This window comes from Allobosea sp. GW823-FHT02B03, assembly GCF_058797755.1.
The window spans coordinates 399839-411565 of sequence record NZ_JBXAJY010000003.1; the positions used below are offsets into that span (position 1 = coordinate 399839).

Annotated in this window: 8 protein-coding genes; 1 reads left to right on the top strand and 7 read right to left on the bottom strand. The window is 67.6% G+C overall.

The window, feature by feature from the left end; all coding sequences use genetic code 11:
- Positions 1 to 226: 226 nt before the first annotated feature.
- Positions 227 to 3697 (bottom strand): DNA polymerase III subunit alpha, encoded by a 3471-nt coding sequence (gene dnaE / locus AC1REK_RS11535; protein ID WP_492267936.1) that lies wholly within the window; start codon positions 3695 to 3697, stop codon positions 227 to 229.
- Positions 3698 to 4142: 445 nt separating this feature from the next.
- Here dnaE and AC1REK_RS11540 point away from each other — a divergent pair, with 445 nt between their 5' ends.
- A complete protein-coding gene (locus AC1REK_RS11540) occupies positions 4143 to 5096 on the top strand; it encodes a DMT family transporter (RefSeq protein WP_492267935.1) in 954 nt (317 codons plus the stop codon).
- A 135-nt stretch (positions 5097 to 5231) separates the two neighbouring features.
- On the opposite strand, the gene AC1REK_RS11545 is transcribed toward AC1REK_RS11540, so the two are convergent.
- The 6 genes from AC1REK_RS11545 to AC1REK_RS11570 all read right to left on the bottom strand — a co-directional run bounded on the left by AC1REK_RS11545 (position 5232) and on the right by AC1REK_RS11570 (position 11618).
- Positions 5232 to 5921: an ABC transporter ATP-binding protein gene (locus AC1REK_RS11545; protein WP_327521478.1), complete on the bottom strand. Its 690-nt coding sequence runs from the start codon at positions 5919 to 5921 to the stop codon at positions 5232 to 5234.
- Between the two features lie 14 nt (positions 5922 to 5935).
- The gene (locus AC1REK_RS11550) at positions 5936 to 7234 is read right to left on the bottom strand and encodes a lipoprotein-releasing ABC transporter permease subunit (RefSeq protein ID WP_492267934.1); all 1299 of its coding nucleotides are present in this window, start codon (positions 7232 to 7234) and stop codon (positions 5936 to 5938) included.
- Between the two features lie 13 nt (positions 7235 to 7247).
- A complete protein-coding gene (gene proS / locus AC1REK_RS11555) occupies positions 7248 to 8579 on the bottom strand; it encodes a proline--tRNA ligase (RefSeq protein WP_492267933.1) in 1332 nt (443 codons plus the stop codon).
- A gap of 120 nt (positions 8580 to 8699) precedes the next feature.
- Complete coding sequence (gene coaD, locus AC1REK_RS11560; RefSeq protein WP_492267932.1) at positions 8700 to 9200, bottom strand: pantetheine-phosphate adenylyltransferase; 501 nt, start codon at positions 9198 to 9200, stop codon at positions 8700 to 8702.
- 39 nt (positions 9201 to 9239) lie between these two features.
- Positions 9240 to 11378, bottom strand: coding sequence for a methyl-accepting chemotaxis protein (locus AC1REK_RS11565; protein ID WP_492267931.1), 2139 nt, complete (start codon positions 11376 to 11378; stop codon positions 9240 to 9242).
- Between the two features lie 57 nt (positions 11379 to 11435).
- On the bottom strand, positions 11436 to 11618 hold the full coding sequence (locus AC1REK_RS11570) for a hypothetical protein (RefSeq protein ID WP_492267930.1): 183 nt from the start codon (positions 11616 to 11618) through the stop codon (positions 11436 to 11438).
- Positions 11619 to 11727: the final 109 nt, after the last annotated feature.

Sequence of the window (11727 nt, forward strand, 5' to 3'; positions counted from 1 at the left end):
GGACATCATCGTCTTGTCCAAACACTCTGAGGCAGCAGCGGCTTACGGCGCAAGCTCAAGAAACCGCTTCCGGCCGTTCGCCGCGCCCTGAGGAGCGATTCATTGGATCGCGTCTCGAAGCATGGTCGAGCTGGTTCCAGAGCCTCCGGGAACATCCGTCGAGACGTAGCCTTCGGCTGCTCCTCAGGAAGAGGGGCCGGAAGGCCCTGCTTCGACATGCCTTCCGTCAGCGCAGCTCGACGTTCACCACGCCCGGCGCGGCGCGGACAGCGTTCGCGACCTGCTGGTTGATCGGGTAACGCCCGGGCAGCTCGACCTCGACCTCCTGGGCACCGTCGTCCAGGATCATCACCAGCGAGACCTTGCCCACGGCCCGGGCGCCGTCGCCGCGCGGCTTGATCCGCTCGGCGATCGAGGCGAGCGCCTTGTCGTCGCGCAGGAAGACGCAGAGATCCTGCTTCTGGCGCGAGGCCAGTTCGTCGAGGCGCTCGACATCCTCGATCCGCGGGCGGACCTCCTCGCCGTCGAGCACGGCAGAGAGCCGCAGCACCAGCGCAGCGCCGGGCTCGAGCAACTCGCGATAGCGCTGCAGGCCTTCCGAGAACAGGATCGCCTCGAACTGGCCGCTGGGATCGGAGAGCTGGACGATGCCCATCTTGTTGCCGGACTTGGTCCGGCGCTCCGAGCGGTCGATCACGGAGGCGGCGACCTTGGCGATCGAGGTGCCGCTGGCCCGGACGGTGCGGGCGAAATCGGCATAGCTCTGGACCCGCAGCCGCTTCAGCACATGCTCGTAATCGTCGAGCGGGTGGCCGGAGAGGAAGAAGCCGACGGCGTCATGCTCGCGTTGCAGGCGCTCGGCCGGTGCCCAGGGCTCGAAGGGCGGAATGCGGAAGGCTTCCGCCACCCCGCCGCCGCCGAAGAGCTCCGACTGGCCGCCTTCGGCCGCATCGCGGGTGCGGTTGGAGAGCGCCAGCATGCCGTCGACCGCTGCCATTGCCTTGGCGCGTTCCGGCTCGATCTCGTCGAGCGTGCCGGCGCAGATCAGCGCCTCGATCGTGCGGCGGTTGACCAGCCGCGTATCGATCCTGCGGGCGAAATCGGCGAGGTCGCGGAACGGCCCCTCCTTGGAACGCGCCACGACGATCGATTCGACCGCGGCCCGCCCGACGCCCTTGATCGCGCCGAGCGCATAGCGGATCGCGCCGTCGGCGACGTCGAAATCGACACCCGAGCGGTTGATCGAGGGCCGCTCGACCTTGATGCCGAGGCGCTCGGCATCGCGGCGGAATTCCGAGAGCTTGTCGGTGTTGCCAATATCGAGCGTCATCGACGCCGCAAGGAACTCGACCGGGAAATTGGCCTTGAGATAGGCGGTCTGGAAGGCGACGACGGCATAGGCCGCGGCATGGCTCTTGTTGAAGCCGTAGTCTGCGAACTTCGCCAGCAGGTCGAAGATCTCGGACGCGATGTCCTTCTTGATGCCGTTCTCGATGGCGCCCTTCACGAAGCGGTCGCGCTGGGCATCCATCTCCGCCTTGATCTTCTTGCCCATGGCGCGGCGCAGCAGGTCGGCTTCGCCGAGCGAATAGCCCGAGAGCGCCTGCGCTACCTGCATCACCTGCTCCTGGTAGACGATGATGCCATGCGTCTCTGAGAGGTAGGGCTCCATGCCGGGATGGAGATAGGTCGGCTCCTCCAGCCCGAGCTTGCGGCGGCAATAGGTCGGGATGTTGTCCATCGGGCCGGGGCGGTAGAGCGCCACCAGCGCGATCAGATCCTCGATCCGGTCGGCCTTCATCTCGACCAGCGCCTTGCGCATGCCGACCGATTCCACCTGGAACACGCCGACCGTCTCGCCGCGGGCCAGCATGGCGTAGGTGGTCGGGTCGTCGAAGGGCAATTGAGCGAGATCGACCTTGATGTCGCGCTGGGCGATCAGCTTCACCGCGATGGTCAGCGTGGTCAGCGTCTTCAGGCCGAGGAAGTCGAACTTCACCAGCCCGGCCTGCTCGACCCATTTCATGTTGAACTGGGTGACGCGCATGCCGGTGCGCGGATCGACCGAAAGCGCGACCAGCTGCTCCAGCGGCCGGTCGCCGATGACGACACCGGCGGCGTGGGTCGAGGCGTGGCGGTGCAGGCCTTCGAGCTTCTGGGCGATTTCGAGCAGCCGCGCGACGACCGGCTCCTCGGCCGCCGCCTCCTGCAGCTTCGGCTCGCCGGCAATCGCTTCCGGCAGCGTAATCGGCTTGGCCGGGTTCTGCGGCACCAGCTTGGTCAGCTTGTCGACCTGGCCGTAGGGCATTTCCAGAACGCGGCCGACGTCGCGCAGCACGCCGCGCGCCTGCAAGGTGCCGAAGGTGATGATCTGGGCGACGCGCTCCTCGCCATAGCGGTGCTTGACGTACTCGATCACCTCTTCACGCCGGTACTGGCAGAAGTCGATGTCGAAGTCCGGCATCGAGACGCGGTCCGGATTGAGGAAGCGCTCGAACAGCAGGCCGAAGCGCAGCGGGTCTACGTCGGTGATGGTCAGCGCATAGGCGACGAGAGAGCCCGCGCCCGAGCCGCGGCCGGGCCCGACCGGGATGTCGTGGTCCTTGGCCCATTTGATGAAGTCGGAAACGATGAGGAAATAGCCCGGGAACTTCATCCGGGTGATGATCGAGAGTTCGAAGGTGAGCCGCTTGTCGTAATCCTCGACGGTGAAGCCCTGGGCTGGCCCATGCTTCTCCAGCCTCGCGGCGAGCCCTGCCCGCGCCTGTGCCTCGAGCTCCTCCGCCTCGTCGCGGCCCTCCTCGCCGAAGCGCGGCAGGATCGGCTTGCGGGTGCCGACGCGCCAGGAGCAGCGCCGCGCGATCTCGACGGTCGAGGCCAGCGCCTCCGGCAGATCGGCGAAGCGGCGCTTCATCTCGGCCCGCGTCGCGAAATAGTGCTCCGGCGTGACGCGGCGGCGCTCATTGTCGGACAGCAGTCGCCCGGCCGCGACCGCGAGCAAGGCGTCGTGCGCTTCGAAATCCGCCGGCTTGCCAAAATAGGGCTCGTTGGTCGCGACGATCGGCAGGTCGGCGTCATAGGCGAGCTTGAGCAACCCGGCCTCGACCGAGGGGCCGTCATCGCGCTCATGGCGCTGCAGCTCGACATAGAGACGATCACCGAAGATCGTCTGCAGCCGCTGCAGCCGCGCCCCGGCCTGCGCCGGCTGTCCGGCCCGCAGGGCAAGGTCGAGGGGACCGCCAGCCCCGCCCGTCAGCGCAATCAGGTCCTCCCGGCTTTCGGCAAGCTGCTCGATGGTCACCACGGGCTGGCCGGTGCCGGCGGCGAGGCAGGCCTGGCTCACCAGCTTCATCAGGTTGCCGTAGCCCGCCTCGTTCATGGCGAGCAGGACGAGATGGCCGATCACCGGCTGGACAGGCTTGCGGCCACCCGTCTCGTCGTCACCGAAATCAACGCCGAGCTGCACGCCGGCGATCGGCTGCACGCCGACGCCCGCCAGTTTCTCGGAGAATTCAAGCGCGCCGAACAGGTTGTTGGTGTCGGTCAGCGCCATCGCCGGCTGACCGTCGCCGGCCGCGAGCTTGGCAAGCGCGCCGACCTGGATCGCGCCTTCAAGCAGGGAATAGCTCGAATGGACGTGGAGGTGGACGAATCCGACCTCGTCCTCAACCTGCGAATCGTTCTTCCGGTCGCTCATGATGCCCTCTCGGGCGGGTTATCGCGCAGCGCCGCGCCGGGGTCGAGACGCTGCCGGGGCCGGGCCTGTGGACGCCCGGCGCATGCCGCGCAGCCGTGGCCGCGAGGCACGCCATCAACCTTCTCAGACGCCAGGAGCGGCGGCGAGCGCAGCCCAGACCCAGATCATTCCGACGAACAGCGCCAGGGCGAAAAACTCGGCGGCGCCGGCCATCAGCTTGCGAGCGATCAGCATGTCGATCTCCTTCGTTCGATCTATGTTCAGATTAGTTCCTCTTTTGTTCTCGTCAATGCCGGTAGGTTAGTTCCATCTGCCTCGCATTCGACAGCGGTTAACAAAACCTTTCTGCAGCTTCGACAGACTTGCGCCGAAGGCAGCTCCACGCCAAGCCGGCACGGGCTTCGCATCCATGACCGCGGAGCCGAGCCGGCCGAGACCCCCGCTTATGGATACGCATCAGAAGACCAGCGCGCGCGAAACCGGGAACGAGGCGGCCGCGACGACGAGCCCCCGCAAGAGCCAGACCGATCACGGGCGCAACACGGCGCTCGGCATCGCGCTGATGGCGGGATCGATGCTGATCATCCCGAGTTCGGACGCGATCGCGAAATATCTCAGCGGCGCGCATTCGGCCGTCTTCCTGAGCTGGGCCCGCTATGTCGCGGCGCTCGGCTTCCTGCTTCCGATCGTGGCCGTCGCGCAGTGGCGTTCGCCCGAGCCGCTGGTCGCGCGCGGGCAGCTCCTGCCCCAGATCGTCCGGACCGTCTTCCTCGTCGGCGCCATGACCTCGTACTTCATGGCCATCAAGCATGTGCCGCTCGCCGATGCGCTCGGCGCCTACTTCATCGCCCCGATCATCGCGACCCTGCTCGCGACCGCGATCCTGCGCGAGCGGCTCGACTGGCGCCGCCTCGCGGCGGTCGGGCTCGGCTTCGCCGGTGCGTTGCTGGTCGTGCGTCCGGGCGCCGAGACCAGCAGCGGCACGCTGATCGCTCTGCTCTCGGGAGCGCTGATGGCCTGCTATCTCGTGATGACGCGCGCCACGGCGAAGGCCTCCTCGCCGCTATCGACCCTGACGCTGCAACTGATCCTCGGCATCGCCATGCTGACGCCCTTCGTCGCCTTCCAATGGAGCGTGCCCGACCGCGAGGGCCTCATGCTGATCCTGCTCATGGGCCTGGTTTCGGCGGCCAGCAATCTGATGACGATCAGCGCCTTCCGCTTCGCCCAGGTCTCGACGCTGTCGCCGCTGGTCTATCTCGAGCTGGTCGGCGCGACCATTCTGGGGCTTGCAGTGTTCGGCGACTTTCCGGCGCCGGCGACCTGGGCCGGGATCGCGGTGATCGTCGTCGCCGGCCTGATCGTCGTCGCGCCGCGCCGGAAAGCAAGGTCGTCCTGACCAGGCCAGAGGCTTGCGCGGTTCCGAACCGGAACCAAGCGCCCGGCCGGGCGGTCCTGCAATCTGCCATGCACGCGCGGCGCATGCGTCGGTCAAGCAGCCTCGACCCGGTCGCCGCCGTCCCGCGGCCCGGCCTCAGTCGAGCGGGACGACCAGCCCCTCGCGGATGGTGACGCGCCGGTCCATGCGATAGGCCAGATCGAGATTATGGGTCGCGATCAGCGCCGCTAGCCCGGAGGCCCGGGCCAGCGCCACCAGCGTGCCGAACACGTGCAGCGAGGTGTGCGGGTCGAGATTGCCGGTCGGCTCGTCGGCCAGGAGCAGGCGCGGCGCGTTGGCGACGGCGCGGCCGATGGCGACGCGCTGCTGCTCGCCGCCCGACAATTCGCTCGGCAGATGGTCCAGCCGGTCCCCCAGCCCGAGGAAGGTCAGCAGCTCCGTCGCCCGCTCGGACGCCTCCTGCTTGCCGAGGCCGCGAATGCGCTGCGGCAGCACCACGTTCTCCAGCGCGGTGAATTCGGGCAGGAGGTGGTGGAACTGGTAGACGAATCCGATCTCGGTGCGCCGCAGCCGGGTCAGGTCCTTGTCGTCGAGCTGCGAGGTCGCAACACCGCCTACGAAGACTTCGCCGGCATCGGGGCTCTCCAGCAGGCCGGCGACATGGAGCAAGGTCGACTTGCCGGTCCCGCTCGGCGCCACGAGCGCCACCATCTCGCCGGGCCAGATCGCGAAATCGGCCTTGCGCAGAATCTCCAGCGGCCCATCGGTCTGCGGATAGAAGCGCTCGATCTGCGAGAGGAAGAGCGCGGGGGTTTCGGTTGCCATCAGCCTTCTGCTCCTCAGCCCATCCGCAAGGCTTTGACGGGGTCGAGCCGCGCCGCCTTCCAGGCCGGATAGAGCGTCGCCAGCAGCGACAGGACGAGCGTCATCACCACGACGACGGCGACTTCGCGCCAGTCGATCACCGAGGGAATGTCGCTGAGGAAGCGCACCGTCGGGTCCCAGGGATTGACGCCCAGCAGGCTGCTCAGCCCCTTGTTGATGGTCTGGATGTTCTTGGCGAAGACTACGCCCAGGATGAAGCCGGCTATGGTGCCGAAGACGCCGATCGCCGCCCCCGTGATCAGGAAAACCCGGAGGACCGTGCCGCGCGAGGCGCCCATGGTGCGCATGATCGCGATGTCCTCGGTCTTGTCCTTCACCAGCATGATGAGGCCCGAGACGATATTCAGCGTCGCGACCAGCACGATCAGCGTCAGGATGATGAACATCACATTGCGCTCGACCTCGAGCGCGTTGAAGAAGGTTCGGTTGCGCTGGCGCCAGTCGGACAGCACGAGCGGGCGCGGCGCATCTGCCTCGATCGCATCGCGCACCGCCTGTGTCTGGTCGGGATTGTCGATGAAGATCTCGATGACGTTCACGTCACCGTCGCGGTTGAAATAGGCCTGGCTCTCGCCGAGCGGCATGAAGACGAAGGAGGCGTCGAACTCCGACATGCCGATCTCGAAGATCGCCGTGATCGGATAGGCCTTGATCCGCGGCGCCGTGCCGAAGGGCGTCGAAGCCCCGCGCGGCGTGACGATGGTGATGGTGTCGCCGGCCTGCAGGCCGAGCGAGCCTGCGAGCCGCCGGCCGATGGCGACGCCGCCGGACGCCCCGAAACCGTCGAGCGTGCCCTGCTTGATGTTGTTGGCGACGAAGGGGATCGACTTGATGTCCTCCTCCGAGATGCCGCGCACCAGCACGCCGCCATTGCCGACCTGCGAGGAGGCCAACGCCTGCCCCTCGACCAGCGGGATCGCGAACTTGATGCCGGGCACCTTGCGCAGCCGCTGCGCCACCGCCTCGTAATCGTCGAGCGGCCGATCGATCGGGGTCGCGAAGATGTGGCCGTTGACGCCGACGATCTTCTCCAGCAGCTCCTTGCGGAAGCCGTTCATCACCGACATCACGATGATCAGCGTGGCGACGCCGAGCAGGATGCCGAGGAACGAGAAGCCGGCGATGACCGAGACGAAGCCTTCGCGGCGGCGCGTGCGCAGATAGCGTCCGGCGAGCAACCATTCGAAGCCGGCAAAGGGCTTCGTGCCGGTGGGCGCCGCTGCAGCAGGAGGCGCCTCGCTGGCCATGCTCATCGCCGCGCCCCGCTCACACGCTCTTGCCGGGGAAGCGGGCCAGGGCCGCCTCCAGCGAAACCAGCTCGCGTTCGCCGCCGGCGCGCCGCTTCAGCTCGACCTTGCCTTCGGCGAGGGATTTCGGCCCGACGATCACCTGCCAGGGCATGCCGATCAGATCGGCAGTGGCAAACTTGCCGCCCGGTCGCTCGTCGCGGTCGTCATAGAGCATGTCGTAGCCCTTGGCGGCGAGGCCCTTGTAGAGCTGCTCGCAGGCGGCATCGGTCGCGGCATCGCCAGTCTTCAGGTTGAGGATCGCGATGTCGAAGGGCGCGATCTCGTCGGGCCAGACGATGCCGGCCTCGTCATGGCCGGCCTCGATCAGCGCGGCGACGAGCCGGCTCGGGCCGATGCCGTAGGAGCCCATATGGACCGGCGTCTCGCGCCCGTCCGGGCCGGCGACCGTCGCGCCCATCGGCTCGGAGTACTTGGTGCCGAAATAGAAGATGTGGCCGACCTCGATGCCGCGGGCCGAAACCTGCTTGTCGGTCGGAATGGCGTCGAAGGCCGCCTTGTCGTGCATCTCCTCGGTGGCGGCGTAGAGGCTCGTCCACTTGTCGACGACGCCCTGCAGCCCGGCGACGCTGTCGAAATTGGTGTCAGCCGACGGCGTCTCGAAGCCGAGATAGTCCTGATGGCAGAAAACCTCGCTCTCGCCGGTCGAGGCGAGCACGATGAACTCGTGGGACAGGTCGCCGCCGATCGGGCCGGTGTCGGCCCGCATCGGGATCGCCTTCAGGCCGAGCCGCGCGAAGGTGCGCAGATAGGCGGTGAACATCCGGTTGTAGGCATGGCGCGCGCCGGCCTGGTCGAGGTCGAAGGAATAGGCGTCCTTCATCAGGAACTCGCGGCCGCGCATCACGCCGAAGCGCGGACGGACTTCGTCCCGGAACTTCCACTGGATGTGGTAGAGGTTGAGCGGCAGGTCCTTGTAGGACTTGACGTAGGACCGGAAGATCTCGGTGACCATCTCCTCGTTGGTCGGGCCGTAGAGCATCTCGCGGTCGTGCCGGTCCTTGAGCCGCAGCATCTCCTTGCCATAGGCGTCATAGCGTCCGCTCTCGCGCCAGAGATCGGCCGACTGGATCGTCGGCATCAGGATCTCGACGGCGCCGGCGCGGTTCTGCTCCTCGCGGACCACGGCGCTGATCTTGTTGAGGACGCGCAGGCCCAGCGGCAGCCAGGAGTAGATGCCGGCCGATTGCTGGCGGATCATGCCAGCGCGCAGCATCAGCCGATGCGAGACGATCTCGGCCTCCTTGGGCGTATCGCGCAGGATCGGCAGGAAATAGCGGGAGAGGCGCATCGCAGGGCTCTTCAGGAGGAGTTTGCGCCGGACGGCGCAGCGAGTCGGCAAGGCTTCAGAAACACCATCCCGGTCGCGAAATTGCAACCCGGCGAGTGCCTTAAACGCTGGACAGCGCCCTCACGCCTTGGTGGCGAAGGCAGCCTTCAGCGCGTGTTCGACCGGCGCCGGCACGAAGGCCGAGATATCGCCGCCCATGGCAGCGATCTGGCGCACCAGGGTGGCGGTGATATGGCGGGTCAGCGGCGTCGCCGGCAGAAACACGGTCTGCAGCTCCGGCGCCATCGCCGCATTCATGCCGACCATCTGCATCTCGTAGTCGAGATCGGTACCGTCGCGCAGCCCGCGGATGATGATGCTCGCCCCGGCCTTGCGGGCCGCGTCGACGGCCAGATCATCGAAGGTCACGACCTCGAAGCTCGCGCCGGCCGCCTCCGCCAACGGCTGCGCGACGACACGCAGCAGCGCGGCACGCTGCTCGACGGAAAGCACCGGCTTCTTTCCGGGGTGGACGCCGATCGCGAGCACGAGCCGGTCGCATAGTTTGGACGCCGCCGCGATGACGTCGGCATGGCCGTTGGTCACGGGATCGAAGGAGCCGGTGTAGAAGGCGGTACGCATGCGCCAGCGTTAGCCAAAGCGCTGAGCGACGACAAGCGCTCAGGCGACGCGAAGTTCGGCGATCAGCCGGTCGACGCGGCCTTCGAGCGCCTGCGCCAGCCCAGTCAGCTCGCCCGCTGCGGCCAGCACGGCCTCGGCCGAGCCGGCCGTCTGGTGCGAGGCGAGCGCCACCTGCCCCGTCGCCTGGCCGATCTGGACGATCTCCTGCGTCGCGGCGACGACGTCGGCGGCAATGGCATGCGTCGCCTCGTGCTGGCGCAGCATGGTGTGCGCGGTGCGCCGCGTCGCCTCGCTCAGCTCCTGCACCATGGCCCGAATCCCGGCCATGCCTTCGACCGTGGCGGCGGTCGCCCGGTTCATCGCGTCGATCTGTAGCGCGATATCCTGAGTGGCACCGGCGGTCTGGGTCGCGAGCGACTTCACCTCGGCGGCGACGACGGCAAAGCCCCTTCCCGCCTCGCCGGCCCGAGCCGCCTCGATGGTCGCGTTGAGGGCGAGCAGATTGGTCTGGCCGGCAATGGCCGAGATCAGGCCGACGACCTCGGAGACACGAGCCGCGCCCGTGGCCAGCCCGTCGACGACCTGGCTGACCTCGTCGGCGTGCCTGTGCGCCTGCCCCGCCGTGAGATCGGAGTGGCGGACTTCGGCCGACAGGCTGTCTACGGCGCCGAGCAGATCCTGCGCCGCGCGCTCGATCGAGTGGACCCGGGCGATCGCATTGCCGGTCGAGACATCGGCGTCGGCGGCGCCAGTCCTGGCCTCGCTGGCGCTCTCGCTGAGCTGGTCGGCAGTGGCGGCGAGCGCCCCTGCCGCCGTCGCGACGGACGCGCTGACGGTGCGGACCGATTGCTCGAGCTCGCCGGCAAGTTCGCCGAGCAGGCTGCGGCGATGCCGGTCGGCCTCGGCGCGGCGCGTCTCCTGCTGCGCCTCGCGCCATTGCGCCTCGCGCTGCAATGTCTCGCGGATCACGCCGATCGAGGCGGCGATGCCGCCGATCTCGTCGCGTCGTTGGGCGCCGGGTATGGGCTGGTCGGTGCGGCCGGCTGCGATGCCGGCAAGCGCGTCGGAGAGCCCACCGATCGGCCTCGCCACCGACCAGCCGAGCAGGATCGCAAAGCCTAGCAGAGGCGCCAGGACGAGCAGGCCCGCAGTGACGATCGCCCCCTGGATCTTGCCGACGACGGCGAAGGCGGTGCGTTCCGGCTCGGTGAGCCAGAGCTGCCAGTGCCAGTCGCCGGCCGAGATCTTCTGGCCGCTGGCGACGAGGGGCGTGCCGTCAAGGCTCGACATCCGCAGCAACGCATCACCCGAAAGCGCGGCCAGCCGGCGCTGGTCGAGCGTATCGCGCGGCGCCGATGCCTCGCGGCGCGCCGAGGGGCTGGAACGCATGATGCCGTCATCGCCGATGACGAAGACACCGATCTCACCGACCCCGGCAGCATTGGCGCGGAGCACATCGTCGATCAGCCCGGAATTGACGGCGATGACGATGGTCCCGCTCTGCTCGGTTTCCCCGGATTCAGTGTCGTAGAAGGGCGCTGCCAGAAAGGCGCGGGGTTCGCCGCCGAACAACTCGTAGGGCGCGAAATCGCGCAGTATCTGCGTGCCGGCGGGCTTGTGGCGGGCCTCATCGACCACATGGGCGAGCCCGGTATCGGCGAGCTGCGGATCGCTGAGGAGACGGCCGAATTCAGGGCCCTTGGTGACGCTGTAGACCACCCTGCCCTTCATCGAGACCAGGTAGATGTCGGCGTAGTTGAACTGCTTCAGAGCCGCCGCATAGGTCTCGTGGATCCGGACATGACGCCAGGAATAGCCATGCTGGTGGCCCTGGCCGGTCAGCGCGATGCGCTCGGCCGCGGGTCGCATCCCGTCTCCCTGATAGTGAGCGAGGATGCTGTTGAGATCATGCGAGCCGAGCTCCAGCCACTTGCCGAGCTCGTCCAGCGCCGAGACCGTATAGGCGCTGCGGGCCTGCACCGCGAGTTCGGACCGCAGCAGCACGAGTCGGCGTTCGATGGCGCGCGAATGGCTCTCGGCCAGCGCATGCAGCCGCGCTCGCGCCGCTTCATGGGCCCAGTTGGAGATGGCGAGATAGGCGGAGACACCGACGGCTATCGCTGCAAGACAGGCGAGCGCGAGCATGGCGGCGGGAAGCCGCACCCTTAGGCTGAACACTGCTCTGTATCCCCGCTCGATCTTCAGTCGATTGCGGGCGATACAACCCTAAGCCGGTTAACTTTGCTTGAAGCTGCCGGTTTGGCCGATCGGAGCCCCCGCCTTGCCGCGGAGAGAGCCCGGGGACGGGGTCAGCGCCGCGAGTGCGGCGGCGCTGCCGACGACGACGGCCAGAAGAACGATGAAGACAGCCATGAGCGAAACGCGACGCCGACGCTGGACAAGAAAGCCGAGCTGCATGGATTGTTCTTTGCGAATCAGTGCGTTGCACGAAGCTTCGAGGTGCGGTAGCCGGCGGGCTCCAGCATGGCTGGAATATGTCGAATTCGTGTCTGCGCCCTCACCGGCC

What these genes read in the sequence shown, in the direction of transcription:
- dnaE (WP_492267936.1), bottom strand. Translation starts at nt 3,697, where the DNA reads ATGAGCGACCGGAAGAACGATTCGCAGGTTGAGGACGAGGTCGGATTC.
- AC1REK_RS11540 (WP_492267935.1), top strand. Translation starts at nt 4,143, where the DNA reads ATGGATACGCATCAGAAGACCAGCGCGCGCGAAACCGGGAACGAGGCG.
- AC1REK_RS11545 (WP_327521478.1), bottom strand. Translation starts at nt 5,921, where the DNA reads ATGGCAACCGAAACCCCCGCGCTCTTCCTCTCGCAGATCGAGCGCTTC.
- AC1REK_RS11550 (WP_492267934.1), bottom strand. Translation starts at nt 7,234, where the DNA reads ATGAGCATGGCCAGCGAGGCGCCTCCTGCTGCAGCGGCGCCCACCGGC.
- proS (WP_492267933.1), bottom strand. Translation starts at nt 8,579, where the DNA reads ATGCGCCTCTCCCGCTATTTCCTGCCGATCCTGCGCGATACGCCCAAG.
- coaD (WP_492267932.1), bottom strand. Translation starts at nt 9,200, where the DNA reads ATGCGTACCGCCTTCTACACCGGCTCCTTCGATCCCGTGACCAACGGC.
- AC1REK_RS11570 (WP_492267930.1), bottom strand. Translation starts at nt 11,618, where the DNA reads ATGCAGCTCGGCTTTCTTGTCCAGCGTCGGCGTCGCGTTTCGCTCATG.